We start from the raw sequence: 19,417 nt of genomic DNA, 5'->3' as shown, positions 1-19,417 counted from the left end.
GTCCCGGCCACGGAGTCGCAGTGCTCGGACCTGCTGATCGCGATCGGCGCCCGCTCCGGCGGGGCTTACGGCTGAGCCGCCGCTTGAAGCCGGCTCCCAGTCATCTCCCACCGCCTTGCAGGACGCACCGGCCACACTGCGCATGCTGATCTCGAGATCGACGGAGCGTCACGTGCGCACGATGCGGATCATGCGGCGGCTGGTCCCGATCGCGGCCCCCAGGCTGTAGGGGCCGCTGAGCAGCGGTAAGCCCAGCACCGGAGGAGATTCATGCGGGACGGCACCGTCGGTGCGGGCAGCAGGCGTTCCGTCGAAGTGGCTCCGTTCGTAGTGCCGATCCATAGGTGGTAAAGGTGGAGTTCCGGATTCTTGGTCCTTTGGAGGTTCACCACGACGGGGCCCCGGTCGACCTCGGCGGACCACGGCAGCGCGCCGTACTCGCCCGGCTCCTGGCCGCCGGTGGCGGGATCGTCTCCAGCGGCACGCTGATCGACGACCTGTACGGCGACGCCCCACCGCCGAGTGCGCTGCAGACGTTGCAGTCGTATGTGTCCAACCTGCGCCGGGTCATCGAGCCGCACCGTCCCCCGCGTGCCCAGCCCCGGCTGCTGATCGGGAGGGCGCCCGGGTATCTCCTCGCGGCGGCGGACGTCGACGCGATCCGCTTCACCGATCTGGTGAACCGCTCCGAGTCCCGCGCCACGGCCGAGGCGCTGGCTTCGCTGGACGAGGCATTGCGGCTGTGTCGAGGCACGCCGTACGGGGAGTTCTCCGACGAGATCTGGGCGGTCACCGAGGTGAACCGGCTGCGGGAGCTGCGGCTGGTGGCGATCGAACGGCGGGCGCAGACGCTGCTGGATCTCGGCCGTCCGCAGGCGCTGATTCCCGACCTGGAGGTGGAGACGGCCGCGAACCCGCTGCGCGAGCGGCTGTGGTGCCTGCTCGCGCTGGGCCTGTACCGCACCGGACGCCAGGCCGACGCGCTCGCCGTACTGCGTCACGCCGGGAAGGTGCTGGTCGACCAGCTGGGCCTGAACCCGGGACCGGAGCTGCGCGCTCTGGAGGCTGACATCCTCCGGCAGGTCGAGGCGCTCAGCCCGATCACCGTCGCCCAGGTCGACCTCACCCCTGCGGCTCACCCACTGCGCGGCCGGGAGGAGCAGTTCGCGAAGCTGGCCGCGCTACCGGTCCACGACGGCCTGTCGCTGGCCACGGTGAGCGGTGAAGCCGGCATCGGCAAGACCAGCCTGCTGGAGGCGTTCGGCGACCGGTGCGCAGATCTCGGCCACCTCGTGCTCTGGGGGCGCTGCCACGACACGCAGGGCACGCCCGCCCTGTGGCCGTGGTCGCAGGTGCTCGGAGCGCTCGACCAGTGCCACCCGGCCCCCGACCGGCGGGCCATGGCCGGTCTGCTCGACGACGAGCGGCCCACCGGGTCCACCGACGCGGCGCTGCTCCGCCGCAACCAGGCCATCGCGCAGTGGCTGGCCGCGGCCGCGGCCGACCAGCCCCTCGTCATCATCCTGGACGATCTGCAGTGGGCCGATCCGGCCTCGCTCGAACTGCTCAGAGACGTGATCACACTGCTCCGCGGGCGCGCGGACGCCGTCCCTCTCACGCTGGTGACCGCCCTGCGGGACACGGCCTTCCCCAACGAGTCCGCGCATGACGCGCTGGGCCGGCTCGCCCGCTACGACTTGCTGCGGATCCGGCTCACGGGTCTCGGCTCCGACGCCGTGCGGGCCGTCGCACGGGACATGGGCGCGGACATGGACGAGGAGGCCTCCCGCCGCCTGACCGACCAGACCGGTGGCAATCCGTTCTTCGTCCGGGAGACGGCCCGGCTGATGGTCCAGGGACACACCCCCGACACGGTGCCCGTGGCCGTCGCCGAGCTGGTCCGGCAGCGGCTCGCCGGGCTCGGGCCGCAGGCGGGGGAGGTCCTCGGCGTCGCCGCGGTGATCGGCCGGGACTTCGACCCCGCCGTCGTCGCGGAGGTCGCCCGGGCCGAGGCGTACCACCTCCTGGACCAGGCGGTCCAGGCCGGGCTGCTCGTGCCGCGCGCCACGCGGATGGCCTTCGCCCACGACCTGGTCCGCGAGACCCTCGTCCGCGACATCCTCCCGCTGCGCAGAGCCGCGATCCACCGCGAGGTGATGACCGCCCTGTCGGCCCGGCCCGGCACCGACGTCGCCGTCATCGCCCATCACGCGGTGCAGGCCGGGCCGGCGGCGTACGGCGAGGCGGTGCGCTGGGCCTCGGCGGCGGCCGAGGAGGCGGGCCTGCGCCTGGCCTACGAGGAGGCCGCGACGTGGTGGAACCTGGCGATCAAGGCTCACGACTCCTCGGCGGGGGACCCCGACAAGCACGTGGAGCTGCTGCTGCGGCAGGTGCACGCGCTGCTGGAGGCCGGCGACGCCATCGGCGCGCGGCGGGTCAGGGCGGAGGCCGTACGGGCGGCCGGCCGGGCCGAGACGGGCCCGGAACTCACCGCCCGCGCCCTGACCGCGCTCGACGCCCCCGCCCTGTGGACGCTCCGCGACCCCTACGAGGCGGTCGAACTGCGGCTGGTGCACCGTTTCGAGATCGCGCTGCACGAGCTCCCCGGAGCGGACAGCCCGCTACGGGCCCGCCTGCTGGGCGGCCTGGCCCAGGAGTTCTACGACGGCAGCGACGACCCGCGCGGCCATGCCCTGTCCGCGCGGGCCGTCGCGATGGCCCGCCGCCTGGACGACCCCCTGCTGCTCATGCAGATGCTCAACGCCCGGCACCTGTCGCTGCCCCAGCCCCTGCACGTCCCCGAGCTGCTGAAGATCACCGACGAGATCCACGAGCTGGCCGTACGCAGCCGGATGCCGGGGTTCGAGCTGCTCGCCCAGATGATGTACACCCACAACAGGTTGGAGCTGGCCGACCTGCCCGGCGCCGACCGGGCGGCCGCCCGCTGCGAGGCGCTGCTGGAGCGGCTCTCCCTTCCCTGGCCCCGTTTCCAGCACACCCTGTGGCAGGCCAACCGGCTCGCCCTGGCCGGCCGGTTCCACGACGCGGGGGCACTGCACGACCAGGCCGGACGGCACGCCGAGCGCATCGGCGTGTGGCACGCGCGCAAGGCGGTGGCCATGGGCCGCATCGCGATGCGCTGCGCGCAGGGCACCATGGCCGAGGCCGGGCCGCTGGTCGACGCGATCGCCGGCGTCCACCCGACCATGGAGCACGACGCCCGGATCCTGCACCTGTGCGCCCGGGGTGACCTCACGGAGGCACAGGCACTGGCGGCCCGCGGCTGGACGGCTCCTCCCTTCGACTGGTCATGGCTGTCCATGACCTGCCTGCAAGGGGCGGCGCAGGCGAGGGTCGGCGATCTCACGGCCTGCCGCGAGACCTACGCCAGGCTGCTGCCCTACAGGGGACGGATCTCGGCGCTGTCGGCGGTGGCCTGCATGGGCCCGGTGGAGTGGTACCTGACCCTGCTCGCCGTCGCCATGGGCGACCGTGACGCGACCGGCCGGCACCTCGCCGGGCTCATGCGGCTGGCGGAGCGGAACGGGCTCACCTGGTGGCGCGACCGCGCCGAGGCCGGGCAGCAGATGCTGCGGCGGTTGTCGGCGGGCGCCTCCTACCAGCTCAGCAGGTGCTGAGCCCGCGGCGGGAGATCAGATCAGCGGGTCCCGAGCCCGCGGCGTGCGTGGGAGGAGGTCCAGCTCCACCTTCTGCCTGGGGCGCAACGTCACGGCGGGAAAAGGGGTGAAGGGCCCGGCACCGCGCACCACCGGTCGGAAGCGGCGCAGGACGGCGGCGATGATCAAGGGAGCTTCCAGGTAGAACAGGTGCCGGCCGAGACACTGGTGCGGGCCGCCGCCGAACGGGAAGTAGGCGTAGCGGTGACGGCGGGTGGCGGCGCCGGGCGCGAAGCGTTCCGGGTCGAAGTCGGCCGGCCGGTCCCAGAACTCGTCCAGCCGGTGAGTGGCGTAGGGGCTGATCAGCAGTTGCGCGCCGGCTTCGATCCGCACTCCGCCGAGCTCGGCGGGTCCGACGGCCGTCCGCGACCAGAGCCAGGCCACCGGATACAGGCGGAGCAACTCCTGCAGGACGCTCTTCGTGTAGCGGAGTTCCGGAACATGTGACGGGCGGACCGGGCCGGGGCCGACGACGCGGTCGATCTCGTCGACGAGCCGGGCGTACACCTCGGGGTGGTCCTTCAGCACCGGCCAGAGCCAGGTGAGGGCCATCGCCGTGGTCTCGGTGGCCCCCACGTAGACCCCGACGAGGTCGTCCCGTATGCGCCGGTCCCCGTCCTGATCAGCGGCGCGGGCCCGGCACAGGGCGGAGACGATGTCCGGCCCCCCGTCGTGCCCGGCCCGCGCCTTGGAGATCAGCGGGTACACGACTCCGTCCACCAGCGCGGTGGCCGCCGTCACCGCCCGATCTCCCGGCACCCTCACCGAATACGGGATGGACGGCATGAGCAGTCGCAGCCCCATCGAAGTGGCGGCCGCGTCGAGCGCCGGCGCCAGCAGCTCACCGTCCGCGCGGGAGATCTTGTCCCCGAACAGAGCGCGGACGACGGCCCTGTTCACGATGGCGGCCATCTCCTCGGCGGCGTCGATCGGGTGCCCGGACCCGGCCGCCTCGTCAAGCTCGTCCACGGACTCCGTGACGGCACCCGCCAGGCCCTCCGCCAGCGACGCCACATACCGTGCGGTGAACAAGGGCTGAAGGATCTTCCGGCTGGACTCCCACGCCGGCCCCTCTCCGATGACGGTGGTGCCGAGAACGCGCCGGAGCGGGCGCCAGAACATCCCCTCCCGCGCGAATTCGGACCAGCCGCCGCGCATGACCTGCTGCACGTGGTCGGGGTGGGTCACCAGGTAAGGCCGGAACGGCCCGAGACCGAGGCGGACCACCTCGCCCCGCGCCTCCCCGCCGATCTCGGCGAGCGCGTTCAACGGGCCCCTCGCAAGCCTCCGCAGCACCCGGTGGAAAGGGATGGCCGCGGCCCGCCGGACCAGCGTGTCACCACCGTCATGGACGGACATCTTCTCCCCGCATCCTCGTCGTCGCCTCCCGGGAGACATCCACCGCCCGGGTCTTCTCACAGCACGGACATCCCGCTCAGCAGCACGTAGCAGAACATGTAGGTGTAGAGCATGTAGGTGCGGTGGTCGTCTCCGGCCCCGCGCAGCCGGATGACCCGCCAGGCGATCCTCCAGCACACGGCGGCGAGGAAGAACGCGCACACGGCGGCCGTGAGGGGCTCCCCCTCGGGCGCGTAGAGGACGGGCGCGAGCAGGAGCGGCATCGCGGCCATGACCACCGCCAGGTGACGCCGGGTCGCGTCCTCCCCGAACAGCAGGGGGAGCGTCCGGCGGCCTGCCAGCCGGTCACCCGCCATGTCCCGCAGGTCCTGGACGTGCATCCCGGCGCCCCCGATGATCACCGATACGGCGAGGATCCACCGCCAGGCGGTGCCGTCCAGCGGACCGGCCGTCGTCCAGGCGGCGGCGAGCTGGACGATCGTGCCCAGGACCATGCACAGGTTCTTGGCGGGCCCCCAGCGGCTCCAGCCGGCGAAGTTGTGCAGGACCGTCACCGCCAGCCACGCGAACGTCCATCCGGGCACGCCGAGCAGGAGCCCCGTGACAGCGAACGCGGCCGTCGCCGCCCACCAACGGAGCCACGCGCCCGCGACGGTCACCGCCCCGCTCGCCAGCGGCCGGTCCGGCTTGTTGACGCGGTCCTCCTCGACCCCGGAGATCTGGTTGGACACGCAGAAGGTGTAGAGGTACAGGAGCGCCCACACAGTGCTCCTCCCAGCGGCCGCCAGAGCGGAGGCCGGCGGCAGCCCGTGGTGGACGGCCGCCGCGCCCCCGAACAGCCAGACGGGGATGACCGTGCTGCTGAGATCCCGGTAGACGAACCGCCAGGTCACAACGGCCTCGTGGACCACCCGGGAGAGCGCCGCCGGGCGGGCGGCGGATCGGTGCGCCTGTCGCGAGCCGACCGTCACCGCCCGTCCGCTTCCGCTCGAGAAAGTCATGGGTCGCCTCACCCCACCGGCTGCGGCGCATCCCGGCCCACGTAGGCCGGATAGCGGGTGAGCAGCCACAGGTAGATCACGCTCAGCGCCGTCGTGACCGTCCCGGCGGCGTGGTAGACCGGGGCGGCGAAGGCGTCCGACATCAGCGGCAGGAACATGAAGAAGTAGGCGTTCAACAGCACCAGGGCGATCGCGATCAGGAACGACTGTCCCTCGCGGCTGCGCCGCCTGAGCAGCAGGGGGATGTACCACACGATGGCGACGATGATCGTGGTGGAGAAGGTGAGCAGGAACAGCGGGTCGCCCAGGTGGGTGTAGACGAACCACAGCAGCACGATGACCGCCGCCTGCATCGCGGCGTAGGCGACGACGTACTGACGCGGGTCGAGGCCGGGGAGGAGTTCCCGGCGGCCGAACTTGAGCGTCTGGTAGTGGACCACGCACTCCAGCACGCTGAAGACCAGGAGAGCGGCCCAGAACATCTTGAACAGCCAGTGGTCCACCTCGTTGAACCAGTGGTCGAAGAGGGCGACGAACAGCACGTCGTGCGCGAAGAAATACATGTTGGCGAACACCGGGACGGCGAATGTCCTGTGCCGGAACCCCAGCCGGATGCCCTCGATGTACAGCAGGTAGGCGCCGGTGTTGGCGATCGCCCCGGCCAAGAGCACCATCGCCGGATGCGCGTCGATGTTGGTCAGCACTTCCGGGACCTGGTAGATGTCCATTTCCTCTTCCGATCCGGTGCGATCAGTCTTCTCGGGTCCGCGACCTGCGGATGTCGGCTCTGAGTTCCTGCGGCAGGGCGAACACGGTGGTCTCCCGCGTGGCGGCCACCCCCGACACGTCGGTGAACCCGTGGCCGGCCGGCCGGTCGAGCACGTCCTCGACCAGTCCGGCCGGGACCGAGGCGCCCGCCGTGACACCCACCGTGTCCGCCTCCAGCAGCCACGCCTCGTCGATCTGGTGGGCGAAGTCGACCAGGTACGCGGCACGGGCGCCCGCGCCGAGGGCCACCTCGCGCAGGCGCAGCGAGTTCGAGGAGTTGCCCGAGCCCACGACGACGACCACGTCGCAGGAGGGCGCGATCTGCTTCACCCCCTGCTGCCGGTTCTGGGTGGCGTAGCAGATGTCGTCACTCGGCGGCGACTGCAGGAGCGGGAAGCGTTCCCTGAGCCGCTCCACCGCCTGCATCGTCTCGTGGCGCCGCGGGCCTTCAGGGTCTCGGCCACGTGCCGGTTGTGCACGATCTCCTTACGTACGTAGACCGGTGGCCCGTACACGTCGAGGGCCTTCTCCGCGGCCTGCACGGCGCGGTCCACACCGGCGCAGTAACCGTGCGGCCTGGCCGGTAGCACGCGCTTGGGACTCATCGCCCCCGCCTCCTTCACACACGGCTTCGAAGTCCGGTTCACAAGGTGTGAGAACCGGTTCGCAAGGGTTCACAGGCTGATGAGGACGTCGTCGGGATGCGCGTGGCGGGCGAGTGCGCGCAGGACCTCCCGAATCTCCATGCTGATTCGAGCCGGTCGCGCCGGGGTGAGGGCTCGCAGATCTCCGGGTGCGCGTATATCGGCCAACACGGTCGTGCGCTTTCCTTTCGGCTCGCTCTTCGCGGTCGGGAAACGCCTGCAGATGCCGGGACCTCCGCGGATCTCACGGGGCCGGACGACCGGCACACGATCTCCCCGTGCGCTTGGGAACCGCTCAAGACGACTTGGGACGGCCTGTGGGAGAAGGTCGCCGGCGGGCCGGCACGACGACGGGCAGCGCCGGCCCGCCGGAAGCTCCCGCCGGCCGGCTCCGCCGGTGAGCCCGGTCCGCCCCCTTTCGGCGGCCGGGCGAGGAAGCGCTCCCGGTCACTCCAAACGGTTCACAAGAACCGTAAGACAGCGTGACCCGTCCCGTCATGCCCGGTTCTCGCCCTCCAGTGGGCCGCTCCCAGGAGACTCCCGATGTTTCTTGAGCACGGTAGAACGTCGACACCCGACATCCACGGCCGGATACCGTCCCCACGGCCGTGTGACACCCATCCCCGCCTCACCGCCCCCGTGGACGTGGACGAGCTGGTGCGCCCGGCTCTCCGCCAGGCCGTCGCCACCCTTCCCGAACCGGTCCGGCAGGTCGCGGACTACCATCTCGGCCTGTCCGGCGGCTCCGCCGTCGCCGCGGGCAAGGCGCTGCGTTCGGCGCTGGTGCTGGCCGGATGCCGTGCCGTCGGCGGAGACGTACGGCGCGCGGTCCCGGGCGCGGTGGCCGTGGAGCTGGTCCACGAGTTCTCCCTGCTGCACGACGACGTGATCGACGAGGACCGCGTGCGGCGGCACCGCCCCGCGGCGTGGGTGCGGTTCGGAATGGGCCAGGCCGTACTGGCCGGTGACGCAATGTGGGCACTGGCGCTGCGGACGCTGAGCCAGACGCACGACGCGGCGGCACTTGAGGCGCTGATCCGGACGCTGACCGACCTGATGCGCGGACAGAGCCAGGACGTGGCGTTCGCCAACCGCGGCGATATCACCGTCGAGGAGTACCGGTCGATGGCGGAGGGCAAGACCGGGGCGCTGCTCGGCGGGGCGTGCGCCATCGGAGCGCTCCTGGGCGGATCGTCGGCGGACCGCGCGGAGGAACTCGGGCGGTTCGGCCGGCACCTCGGGATCGCCTTCCAGTGCGCCGACGACGTGCTGGGCATCTGGGGCCGCGCCGAGCGCACGGGCAAGCCGGTGGGCAGCGACATCGCCGCGCGAAAGAAGACCTTCCCGGTGCTCGCCGCGCTGGCCCACCCGGGGGAGGCGGGCCGCTCCCTCGCCGAGATGTACCACCGGCCGCAGCCCCCGAGCCCGCAGGAGTGCGTGCTGATGACCGATCTGGTCGAACGGGCCGGTGGCCGGCTCGAGGCCGAGGCGGAGGCGGAGACCCAGATCGGCGCCGCGCTGGCCTGTCTGGACCGCGCCGAGCCCGGCCCGGCGGCCCGCGCGGAACTGGCCATGATCGCGTCCTGGGCGGTGCGCCGTGACCGCTGAGACAGTCCCGCCCGCCGTGGGCGAGGGCCCGCCGGACCCGCGGTGGTCCGCCGTGGACGGCGTGCTCGCCGGAGCGGTGGACGCGCACGGCTCCATGGAGGTGCGGGCCGCGGCGGACGCCTCGGTGACCGCCGCCCAGCTGGTCGGCCACCTGCGGGCGTGGGCCGGCCGGATCGGCCTCCCGCTCGCCCCGGGGTGGCGGCGCGGTCTCCTGCTCTCCGGCCGCCACCGCGGCGTGGCTGGGCGACCCGCCGGCCGACGAGCCGGCCTCGATCGCCTACCTGGAATCGGCGTTCGCCGAGCATGTCGCGCGGACCCCCGACGGCACCGGACGCCACCGCGCCGCGATGGCCAGGATCGTCAGATGGCTGGTGGATGCCCAGCACCAGGACGGCTCCTGGTCGGACAAATGGCACGCCTCTCCCTGCTACGCGACCGCCCACTGCGCGCTCGCCCTGGACCCGATGACGGACGGCGGCGCCGGGGACGCGGTGCGCCGGGCGGTCGAGTGGACCCTCGCCACCCAGAACGCCGACGGCTCATGGGGGAGGTGGGGAGCCACCAGCGAAGAGACCGCCTACGCCGTTCACATCCTGCTGCGCACCCGGTCCGGGCGGGCCGACCCGCGGACGCGTCGGGCCGCCGCCCGTGGCCACGCCTTCCTGCGGGGGGAAGACCCCGACAGGCACCCTCCCCTGTGGCAGGACAAGGAGCTGTACGCTCCGACGGCCATCTGCCGGGCCGTACGGCTGGCCGCCCTGCACCTCGCCGAGCAGGACCGATTGATCTCGGATGTCTCAACGTCCTCGATCGAGTGACCGGCCTTCGTCGGCGACCATGACGGCCCACCGCCAGGACTGAGGCCGCGGGTGGAGGTTCATCGCCGTCCCGCAAGGCCCCGCCGGTGCCGGACCCGCCTGTCACGGGTTGACGGACCGGCCGGATCTTGTCATGGATCCGCTGTACCGTCCAAGCGAGACCGACGAGAACAGGAGCGCCCATGAGCGAGATCGCCGCCCGCTACCGGACCCGTGCCGACATCTTCGCGGCCAAGGTGGCCGCCGTCAGGCCCGACCAGTGGTCCAACCCCTCCCCCTGCACCGAGTGGACCGCCAGAGACGTCGTCGGCCACATCGTCGAGATGCACGGCGCGATGCTCTATCCCCTCGGCAGGTCGCTCAGTCCCGCCCCCACCGTCGAGGAGGACCCGCTCGCCGCGTTCGCCTCGGCGCGCGCCGACGTCGAGGCCCTGCTCGCCGACCCCGCCGCCGCCGCGAGCGGGGTCGACAGCCCGGCCGGGCACGTCACCACCGAGCAGCACATCGACCAGGTCGTCAGCGCCGACATGGTCCTCCACGGCTGGGACCTCGCCCGTGCCACCGGGCAGGACGACACGATCGACCCGGCCGAGCTGGCGGCGATGTGGCCCGGCGTCCAGCAGATCCCCGACGAGCTGCGCATCCCCGGGGCCGTCCGTCCCGGCGTCGTCGTCTTCGGCCCCAAGGTCGAGGTTCCCGACGACGCCCCGCTCCAGCATCGCGTCCTCGGACTCCTCGGCCGCGACCCCCACTGGTCCGCGTGACACGAGGGCGTCAGAGCGCTGCCGCCGGATCCGCCGCGGTCGGCCGCCGGGCGCGCGCCACACCCCGCCCGGCGGCGGCGCCGACCAGGCGAGGATCCGGCCGTACGGCGGACGGGAGCCGTCGTTCACCGCCCGACGCGACGGCCGCCGGGATGCCAAGGATCAATCGAATGCATACTCCGGTGACATGTGCGCGACCGGCTGGTTCCGTAAAATGGCACAGACGGCATGCGCCGGTCACGCGTGGCGGCGCCGGCATCCGGTGACGGCCGGTGCGCCACGGTCCCGCCGGACGGGAAACGCGGGCCTCCTCCCATCGCGGACCTCCTCTCACCACGTGCGACACGACCAGGGAGATGACGAGATGACACGTCCTCCGCTCCCTCCGTTCACCCTCGAAACCGCCACCCAGAAAACCCGGCTGGCGGAAGACGCGTGGAACACCCGAGACCCCGAGAAGGTGGCGCAGGGCTACACGCCTGACTCCCGTTGGCGCAACCGCGCCGAGTTCGTCGACGGCCGTGACGAGATCATCGAGTTTCTCCGCCGGAAATGGTCGAGAGAGCTGGAATACCGGCTCATCAAAGAGCTGTGGGCTTTCGCGGGAAACCGCATCGCCGTGCGCTTCGCCTACGAATGCCATGACGACTCCGGAAACTGGTTCCGCTCCTACGGCAACGAGAACTGGGAGTTCGACGGGCAGGGCCTGATGCGCGTGAGACACGCCTCCATCAACGATCTTCCGATCAGGGATTCGGACCGCAAATACCATTGGCCCCTGGGGCGCCGCCCGGACGGCCATCCGGGACTGAGCGATCTCGGCCTCTGACGGCACCCGGCGTCCGGGCCGGACCCGGGCCGGCCTCCGGTCCAGGGGAGACGCCAGACCGGTTGGGCTTCACAAGCCGCGTTTCCTGCGCAACACTGCTCAATATCAGACATCTCTCGGCATATATCTCCATAATCCGCCTTAGGGCATGTCTTATTCGATATTCGCACCGTCTCCACTGTGCATGCGCGTCGCAGCCCACTCCCCTGGAGGACACCTGTGCGGACCACCCCCCAGAACCCCCGCCCACGGCCGCGCCCCTGGCGCCGGCTCGCCGGCCGGCTCGCGCTCATCCTGACCGCCGGTACCTGCGGCCTGTCCGGGACAGCCTGGACCCCGGCGGGCGCGCTGGCCGCCGATCCGCCCGGCATGGCCGCCACCGTGGTGCCGGCGCCGGCTCACGTCGAATCCTCCGCCGCCACCTTCACCCTCGGCGGTCAGGCCAGGATCTACGTGCAGGACGGCTCGCCGGAGGCCACGAAGATCGGTGAGTATCTCCGCGGCCTGCTCCGCCCGGCCACCGGCTACGCGCTGCCCCTCGCCACGTACTCGGCCGGAGTCTCGGGCGGCGTCTCGCTCCTGCTGTCCGGCGCCGACGCCGCTCTCGGGGACCAGGGCTACCGGCTGGAGGTGACCGGCACGGGCGTGACGCTGCGGGCGAACGCGCCCGCCGGCCTCTTCGCCGGAGTGCAGACGCTGCGGCAGCTGCTGCCCGCCGCGATCGAGCACCCGACCGTCCGGCCCGGACCGTGGACGGTGCCGGGCGGCATCATCACCGACCGGCCGCGCTTCCGGTATCGCGGCGCGATGCTCGACGTCGCCAGGCACTTCTTCGGCGTCGACGCCGTCAAGCGGTACATCGACGAGCTCGCCCTCTACAAGATCAACACACTGCACCTGCACCTCAGCGACGACCAGGGCTGGCGCGTCCAGATCGACTCCTGGCCCCGGCTGGCCGAGTACGGGGGTTCGACCCAGGTGGGCGGCGGCCCCGGCGGCTACTACACCAAGGCCCAGTACCGCGAGATCGTCGCCCACGCCCAGAGCCGCCACATCACGATCGTGCCGGAGATCGACCTGCCCGGCCACACCAACGCGGCCCTGGCCTCCTACGCCGAGCTGAACTGCGACGGCACGGCCCCGCCGCTCTACACCGGCACGGGGGTCGGATTCAGCTCGCTGTGCATCTCGAAGGAGACCACCTACCGGTTCGTCGAGGACGTCATCCGCGAGCTGGCCGAACTCACCCCCGGCCCCTACCTGCACATCGGTGGCGACGAGGCGCACGCCACCACCGACGCCGACTACGCCACCTTCATGAACCGGGTGCTGCCGATCGTCGCCAAGTACGGCAAGCGCGCCGTCGGCTGGAACGAGGTGACGAAGGTCGGCCCGCCGGTCTCCACGGTGCCGCAGTACTGGGGCACCGGCACGGCCAACACCTCGCTCGCCCAGGCGGTCCAGCGGGGGAACAAGGTCGTGATGTCGCCGGCGAACAAGACCTACATGGACATGAAGTACAACGCCTCCACCCCCATCGGGCTCACCTGGGCCGGATACATCGAGGTCCGCACCGCCTACGACTGGGACCCCGCCGCATACGTGACCGGCGTCCCGGAGGCGGCGGTCCTGGGCGTCGAGGCCCCGCTGTGGAGCGAGACGGTCAGGACGCTGAAGGACATCGAGTTCATGGCGTTCCCCCGCGTGGCCGCGGTCGCGGAGGTCGGCTGGTCCCCGCAGGCCGCCCGCGACTGGACCGGGTTCCGCGGCCGGCTCGCCGCCCAGGGGCCGCGCTGGGACATCCTGGGCGTGAACTACTACGCCTCGCAGCAGATCCCCTGGCCGGGCCGGGGCAACCTCGCCGCCTTCCGGCCGGTCACCGTCTCCAGCACCGAGGTCGACCGGTTCGGCGGAGCCAACGCCAACGACGGCGACGCCTCCACCCGGTGGTCCTCCGCCTACAGCGACCCGCAGTGGATCCGGATCGACCTCGGCTCGGTCCAGCGGATCGACCGCGCCGTCCTGAGGTGGGAGACCGCCTACGCCAGGGCGTACCAGCTGCAGGTCTCCGACGACGGCGCCGGCTGGCGTGACCTCTACGCCACCACCGCCGGCGACGGCGGGGTCGACGAGCTCACCGGGCTCAACGGCACCGGCCGCTACCTGCGCGTCAACACCACGGTCCGGGCGACCGGGTGGGGCGTCTCGCTCTACGAGATCGAGGCCTACGCGCCGAGCCCGTGACCCGCCGCGCCGGTCCGGCGGCCAGGCCGCCGGACCGGCAGGGCGCGGACCTCCCGGGTGACGGCTCCGCCGCACCGGAGAGGTCGCGCGTCATCCCCGGAGCAGGCGCACCTGGACCGGCCGCCCGTCCACGGTCTCGAACTCGACCACGGTCCGCCCGCCCTGCGCCCGCACCTCGCACGGCTGGTCGCCGTCCGCGCGCCAGCGTCCCTCCAGGGTCACCCGCATCCGGTGGGGATGGCTCGGGCTGGTCAGCCACGGCCGCGACCAGGGACTGTAGTGGCCGACGTACCGGCCGCGCTCGTATTGGTCGTGGTCGATCCCGCTGTAGAGCCGCAGATCGGGATCGCACACCGCCAGTACCAGGCCGTCGTCCCCGTCGTCCCTGGTCAGCACCATGGACGCCGTGTCGACCTTGCGGACCGGCCCCTCGGCCAGCTCCGTGGGCGCGAAGACCGCGTAACCGGTGATCCCGGTCGCCCGGTCGCGCACCACGTGCGCGGAGGTGTCGGCGCGCAGCACGGCGTACGGCGCGCGCGCCGGGTCGGCCATCGCCTCGGCGAACGCGGCCATCCGCTCGGGGGTGGTGTTGACGACCATGGCGTAGCAGTAGCTCCCGCCCCGGGGCGCGGTGCCGTGCTTGATCCAGGCGGTCGCGAAGTCGCCGCTGGTCGGGGCCTCGGTGGCGTTGTCGCGCGAGCTCTGGGTGGAGCGCGTCAGGCCGACCCGCTGCCCGGCCGCCAGGTGGTAGCCGATGCCCTTGTCGTCCAGCAGCCAGCGCGGCGTGAGATCCGGCGCGTCGTGCGGGAAGGCCGTGATCGGCTCGGTCCCGTCGACGTAGGTGGGGGCCGCCTGGCTGGGCAGGCGGGTCTGGAAGAGCGTGGTCTCGGTCTCCCGCCGGGAGCCGTTCTCGATCCCGGTGCCGACGGCCACGATCCGGTCGTCGAACAGGAAGACCGATTTCAGCGCGCGGTGCGAGCCCTCGTACTTCGGGTGCTCGCGCAGTTCCATCGCGAACATGCCGTTGCGGCCGTCGATGGTGTGCGCCCCGCCGAAGCGCGAGTCGGTGAGCAGCATCTCCTCGATGGCGCCGGTCAGGTCTCCCCGCAGTTCCTCCAGCGGCCGGTGGACGACGGTCGTGCCCGGCCTGCGGTTCCAGTCCCAGCCCGCCTGTGCGTAGCCGCTGTCGGCGTTGTTGACCGGGTCGCCCCGGTGCAGCACCTGGATCTGGCCGTAGGTGTTGTAGCGGCCGTACCAGTTCGCGCCGTGGTAGATCTCGGTGCTCCACAGGTAGCGGTTGTGCCCGCGTACCGTGACCTGCCAGTTCTCCCGCCGGTGCACGGCCAGGGCGGCGTAGTTGATCGTCCAGTTGCCGGTGGGGTCGGCCTCGGCGACGATGCCGCGCGCGGCCAGCTGGGCGGCGACCCGCTTCTGCTGGGCGCTCGGCGCGGCGGGCAGCAGGCGCAGGAACGCGGCGGCGATCTCGGGGTCCACCTCGCTCGAACCGTCGGGGGTGCCGGAGATCGCCAGCCACTGGTAGGGCACGGGCGACAGGGCGGTCAGCCCGCTGGGGTTGCGCCCGCTGATCGAGATGGGCCAGTGGTTCTTGTTGGCGTACAGGCGCATGGTGAGCACCGCCCGCTTGAGCGAGGCGTGCGAGTCGGGGGCCAGCCGGAACACCCCGCCGCTGAGCACGTAGACCAGCGGGGCCAGCCCGGTGAAGCCGTCGCGGGCGTAGTCGGGGAAGAACCCGACGTGGTGGAAGGTGGCCCCGTCCGTCTTGAGCCCGTCCTGGATGCCCGCGCTGGGCAGCAGCGCCCGGTTCAGCCAGCCGCGCAGCGCCCGCAGGTAGGCGATCTGCCCGGCCTCGGTGTCACCCAGCAGCACGGCCGCGAGCATCCCCCGCAGGGTGGTGTTGAGGATGTCGGCGACGCTGCCGTAGGCCCTGCGGTGCTTCCAGCTCAGGAAGATCCGGCCGAGCCCGCTCAGCCAGGCCAGGTCGGCGCGGACCTGCTCGAACAGCCCGGCCTCGCGCAGCGCGTCCTTCATGAGGTAGACCGAGTCGTAGTAGCCGCGCACGTCGTAGCCCAGGTGGTGGATGGTGCCCTGGCAGCTGCCCCGGGTCCAGCCCTGGTCGCGCAGGTGGACGATCATCCGGGTGTAGAGGGCGGCGAGCGCCGGCCTGTGCGCCGCGCCGGCCGAGGCGAAGGCCAGCGCCACGGTCCTCATCAGGTCGGTGTAGGCGCGCAGCGTCACCGCGTTGACGAACGTCTTGAGCTCGGCGGCGATCTCCGGCGGGTAGATCTGCGACTGGTAGGAGAAGACCGGGCGGCCCACCCCGCTCGCGGACGCCTCGGGGACGCCGAGCGCGGCGACCTGGCCGGTGAGCGCGGCCACCGAGGCGTCGTCCACCTTCACCGGCGAGAAGAGGTACTCGTCCCGGTAGCGGGCGACCAGCGCGCGCAGCGAGGCCGTCTCCTCCGCCGACGGCGCGGCCGTGTCCGGCCGGACCCCGGTCAGCAGGTCGTCGTAGCGGTGGAGCGCCTGCCAGTGCTGGTTGTCGTAGTACTCGCCCTCCTTGGCGATGTCCGGCACCTGGGCGTCACGGGTGGGGGCGTCCGGCCGCAGCGCCACGTTGAGCATGAGCTGGTCGAGATGGAGCGTCCCGGCGCGGCCGGGTGCGATGATCCGCAGCGTGTCCATGCCGGGGTGCGGCCGGCCGTGCATGTCGTAGTCGTAGCGGACCCAGGCCGTCCGCCAGCCGGTGAAGCCGAGCCGGAACTCGAACCAGGCGTCGGTCCGCTCCCCCCGGCCGAACTCGAAGCGGACCACGTCGTCCACCGGGGTCTCGTTGAAGATCCAGACCGAGAAGGTGTCCACGGTCCCCTGCCAGGCCTGGTCGTCCATCGGCCGGTAGGGGTCGGGGGCGAAGCCGATGGGGGCGGTGACGGTGATCGTGGAGCCGCGGCCGTGCTCCCAGCGGAGCGAGTGGCTCCCGCAGATCGCGGCCCGGTCGGTGATGCTCAGAGTCGAGCCCGGTCCGGCGGTCAGCTGCGGGGGGACGGCGGTCTCCAGCAGGAAGACCGGCGGGCTCATGGCCAGGGCCCGCTGTTCCAGGTCCCCGGCCACGGCGGCGGACGCCGTACCGGGCCGCAGGAACACCGCTCCCGCCACACCCGCCGCCCCGGTCCTGAGCGCGGCCCTACGCGTGATCTCCAGCACAGCCCCTCCTTCGGATCGGATCAGCCGTATCCAATGCGAGGCAAAAGTGATGAATAAAGAAGTAATTCAAGATTTTTTATGACCGGTTCCCCTGGCCGGCCGGGAAAAACCGCCTGTTCCACAGGATTCATCCCTAATTCATTGCGTTGACTTAGGGATGACTCTCCCTCCAGGATTCCGACATCCACCCCCTCCCCAGGAGTGTTCGATGAACGGATCCCTCCCTCGCCGCCGGGTGCTCAGGGCCGTGGCCGCCGTGACCGCGGCCGGCCTGCTCGGCCTCGCCGCCGCCTGCGGCGCCGGTTCCACCGGCGAAGCCTCCGACGAGCTCGTCTACTGGTCGATGTGGAAGGCGGGTGAGCCCCAGGCCAAGGTGCTGGAATCGGCCATCGGCTCCTTCACCGAGGAGACCGGCGTCAAAGTCAAGGTCGAGTGGAAGGGGCGCGACGTCGCCAAGCAGCTCGCCCCCACGCTCAACACCAGGAACGTCCCCGCCGACCTGGTCGACTCCGCCGACCGCTTCGTGAAGTCGACCTTCTTCGCCACCGGGCAGGGACTGGACCTCTCCCCGGTGTACGACCTGGAGATCCCGGGCGAGAGCGGCAAGAAGGTCGGCGACGTGATCGCTGCCAAATACCGCGAGTACGCCACCACGGAGGGCAGGGCCTGGCTGGTGCCCTACGAGGTGCTGGCCGAGCAGATCTGGTACGACGGCGGCACGCTCAAGGACGTGGCCGCCGCGCCCCCGAAGACCTGGGACGACTTCGTCTCGCTGCTGGCCGCGCGGAAGGCCGCGCGGGGCGACGGGCCGCTGGCGCTGGACGCCGACATCGCCGACTACTCGGCCTTCTGGACCTACCACGCGGTCCTGCGCGACCTCGGGCCCGGCGCGTTCGGCGCCGCCGCGACCGACGCGACCGGCGCCAAGTTCGACGACCCGGCGTTCGTGGCCGCGGTCCAGAAGATCGAGAAGCTCGTCAAGGACGGCTACTTCGTCAAGGGCTACGACGGCAGCAAATACCCGGCCGTCCAGCAGAAGTGGGCCGCCGGCGGCGCCGACTTCCTGCTGCTGGGCACCTTCGCGCCGAGCGAGACCAAGCCGTCGGCCAAGGAGGGCTTCCAGTACCGTTCCTTCCCCTTCCCCGCCGGTGCCAGGGGCGAGCAGACCCAGGAGATCTCACTGATCGGGTTCGCGATCCCGGCCAGGGCCAGGAACGCCGAGGCGGCCAAGAAGTTCATCGCCTACTTCATGAACAGGGAACGGCTGTCGAAGATCGCCACCGAGGCGGACAACATCACGCCGCGGACCGACGTCGAGGCGCCCGCCGTGCTGGCCGACGTGAAGAAGACGCTGGACACCGCGCGGACCCACCCGGCGCTCGACGGGGTGAAGATGGACCACACCGACTGGTACACCAAGGTCTTCCAGCCGGCCAACACCGAGCTGATCACCGGCAAGGTCTCCGCGGCCGAGTTCGTGGCCAAGCTCAAGAGCACCTCGGTCGACTTCTGGAAGCTCAACGGCTGATGGCCGCGACCGCCGTCCGCGCGACGGAGCCCACCCGGAGGCAGCCGGCCGCCCCCGCGGAGCGCGGCAGCCCGCTCACCCGGGGGAGGCGGCGGCTGTTCTGGCCGTTCGTCGTCCCCGCGCTCGTCCTCTACGTCGTCTTCTACGTCCTGCCGGCACTCGCCACCGGCTGGATCAGCCTCAACAAGTGGGCCGGGGCCGGGCCGATGGAGTTCGCCGGGCTCGACAACTACCGGCGGCTGCTGCTCGACCCGGTCTTCCAGGACTCCTTCGCCAACACGCTGACGATCCTCTTCGTCGTCGGCGGCGCGACCTTCGCGCTCAGCTTCCTGCTGACGATGATCCTGCGCGACATGGCCGGGCGTAAGGCGGTCCGGGCGATCATCTTCTTCCCCAACATCGTCTCCGGCATCGTGCTGTCGATCCTGTGGGGCTTCCTCTTCCAGGCCGAGGGGGTCGTCAACCAGGCGCTGCGGGCCTTCGGCGTGGACAGCCCGCCGAACTGGCTGGGCACCGACAACCTCTTCTCCGTCATCATGATCGGCCTGGTCTGGGTGCAGACCGGGTTCTTCACCACGATCCTGATGGCCGCCGTGGACCGCATCCCGAAGGACCTCTACGAGGTGTGCGACCTGGAGGGCGCCAACGCCTGGCAGCGGTTCCGGAACGTGACGCTCCCGCTGATGTGGGACGTCGTCGGGGTCTGCGCGGTGCTCTGGAGCATCAGCGCGATCAAGATCTTCGAGTTCATCTACGCCTTCGCGGGCGCGGCGGGCCAGCTCCCGCCGACCAAGGTGTGGAACACCGCCCTGTACGCCTACGCCGAGGCGTTCGCCAGCGGCGTGCCCAAGTACGGCTCCGCCGCCGCGACCGGCATGGTCATGCTCGCCCTGGTCGGCGTGCTGGTCGTGCTGCTGCGCCGGCTCTTCCGCCGTGACCCGGTCCAGTTCTGAAA

At 71.6% G+C, this 19,417-nt stretch carries 15 protein-coding genes; 8 read left to right on the top strand and 7 right to left on the bottom strand.

Going from position 1 to position 19,417, the window contains the following annotated elements; all coding sequences use genetic code 11:
* Positions 1–168 precede the first annotated feature (168 nt).
* A complete protein-coding gene (locus ACWDS7_RS11200) occupies positions 169–342 on the bottom strand; it encodes a hypothetical protein (RefSeq protein WP_451929145.1) in 174 nt (57 codons plus the stop codon).
* Positions 343–377: 35 nt separating this feature from the next.
* Here ACWDS7_RS11200 and ACWDS7_RS11195 point away from each other — a divergent pair, with 35 nt between their 5' ends.
* Positions 378–3,638, top strand: a complete 3,261-nt coding sequence (locus tag ACWDS7_RS11195) for a BTAD domain-containing putative transcriptional regulator (protein ID WP_451929144.1) — start codon at positions 378–380, stop codon at positions 3,636–3,638.
* A gap of 15 nt (positions 3,639–3,653) precedes the next feature.
* Here the strand turns inward: ACWDS7_RS11195 and ACWDS7_RS11190 are convergent, their stop codons facing one another.
* Genes ACWDS7_RS11190 through ACWDS7_RS11170 form a run of 5 tightly spaced genes read right to left on the bottom strand, consistent with a single transcriptional unit; the run spans position 3,654 to position 7,410 of the window.
* Positions 3,654–5,036, bottom strand: a complete 1,383-nt coding sequence (locus ACWDS7_RS11190) for a cytochrome P450 (RefSeq protein WP_451929143.1) — start codon at positions 5,034–5,036, stop codon at positions 3,654–3,656.
* Between the two features lie 56 nt (positions 5,037–5,092).
* A complete protein-coding gene (locus tag ACWDS7_RS11185) occupies positions 5,093–6,037 on the bottom strand; it encodes a UbiA family prenyltransferase (protein ID WP_451929142.1) in 945 nt (314 codons plus the stop codon).
* Between the two features lie 8 nt (positions 6,038–6,045).
* Positions 6,046–6,765, bottom strand: a complete 720-nt coding sequence (locus tag ACWDS7_RS11180) for a hypothetical protein (RefSeq protein WP_451929141.1) — start codon at positions 6,763–6,765, stop codon at positions 6,046–6,048.
* 22 nt (positions 6,766–6,787) lie between these two features.
* Complete coding sequence (locus ACWDS7_RS11175; RefSeq protein ID WP_451929140.1) at positions 6,788–7,222, bottom strand: hypothetical protein; 435 nt, start codon at positions 7,220–7,222, stop codon at positions 6,788–6,790.
* A complete protein-coding gene (locus ACWDS7_RS11170; RefSeq protein WP_451929139.1) occupies positions 7,132–7,410 on the bottom strand; it encodes a hypothetical protein in 279 nt (92 codons plus the stop codon). Before ACWDS7_RS11170 ends, ACWDS7_RS11175 begins: the two co-directional genes overlap by 91 nt.
* Positions 7,411–7,992: 582 nt before the next feature.
* Between ACWDS7_RS11170 and ACWDS7_RS11165 the strand changes: the two genes are divergently transcribed.
* The 5 genes from ACWDS7_RS11165 (at position 7,993) to ACWDS7_RS11145 (ending at position 13,712) form a co-directional block, all read left to right on the top strand.
* Positions 7,993–9,057 (top strand): polyprenyl synthetase family protein, encoded by a 1,065-nt coding sequence (locus ACWDS7_RS11165; protein ID WP_451929138.1) that lies wholly within the window; start codon positions 7,993–7,995, stop codon positions 9,055–9,057.
* A 239-nt stretch (positions 9,058–9,296) separates the two neighbouring features.
* On the top strand, positions 9,297–9,875 hold the full coding sequence (locus ACWDS7_RS11160) for a hypothetical protein (protein ID WP_451929151.1): 579 nt from the start codon (positions 9,297–9,299) through the stop codon (positions 9,873–9,875).
* 182 nt (positions 9,876–10,057) lie between these two features.
* Positions 10,058–10,639 carry a TIGR03086 family metal-binding protein gene (locus tag ACWDS7_RS11155; protein WP_451929137.1) on the top strand — a complete coding sequence of 194 codons (582 nt, stop codon included), beginning with the start codon at positions 10,058–10,060 and terminating at the stop codon, positions 10,637–10,639.
* A 364-nt stretch (positions 10,640–11,003) separates the two neighbouring features.
* Positions 11,004–11,468: a nuclear transport factor 2 family protein gene (locus ACWDS7_RS11150; protein WP_451929150.1), complete on the top strand. Its 465-nt coding sequence runs from the start codon at positions 11,004–11,006 to the stop codon at positions 11,466–11,468.
* A gap of 219 nt (positions 11,469–11,687) precedes the next feature.
* On the top strand, positions 11,688–13,712 hold the full coding sequence (locus ACWDS7_RS11145; protein ID WP_451929136.1) for a family 20 glycosylhydrolase: 2,025 nt from the start codon (positions 11,688–11,690) through the stop codon (positions 13,710–13,712).
* Positions 13,713–13,802: 90 nt separating this feature from the next.
* On the opposite strand, the gene ACWDS7_RS11140 is transcribed toward ACWDS7_RS11145, so the two are convergent.
* Complete coding sequence (locus ACWDS7_RS11140) at positions 13,803–16,934, bottom strand: chondroitinase family polysaccharide lyase (RefSeq protein ID WP_451929135.1); 3,132 nt, start codon at positions 16,932–16,934, stop codon at positions 13,803–13,805.
* A gap of 208 nt (positions 16,935–17,142) precedes the next feature.
* Between ACWDS7_RS11140 and ACWDS7_RS11135 the strand changes: the two genes are divergently transcribed.
* Both ACWDS7_RS11135 and ACWDS7_RS11130 read left to right on the top strand, forming a co-directional pair.
* Positions 17,143–18,462 (top strand): ABC transporter substrate-binding protein, encoded by a 1,320-nt coding sequence (locus ACWDS7_RS11135; protein ID WP_451929134.1) that lies wholly within the window; start codon positions 17,143–17,145, stop codon positions 18,460–18,462.
* Entirely contained in the window at positions 18,462–19,415 is a 954-nt protein-coding gene (locus ACWDS7_RS11130) for a carbohydrate ABC transporter permease (protein WP_306870321.1), read from the top strand. Before ACWDS7_RS11135 ends, ACWDS7_RS11130 begins: the two co-directional genes overlap by 1 nt.
* The last annotated feature ends 2 nt before the right edge of the window (positions 19,416–19,417 follow it).

It is taken from the genome of Streptosporangium sp. NPDC003464 (genome assembly GCF_053588315.1).
Note: the sequence above shows the minus strand (reverse complement) of the source record. Positions and strands in the feature narration are given on the sequence as shown.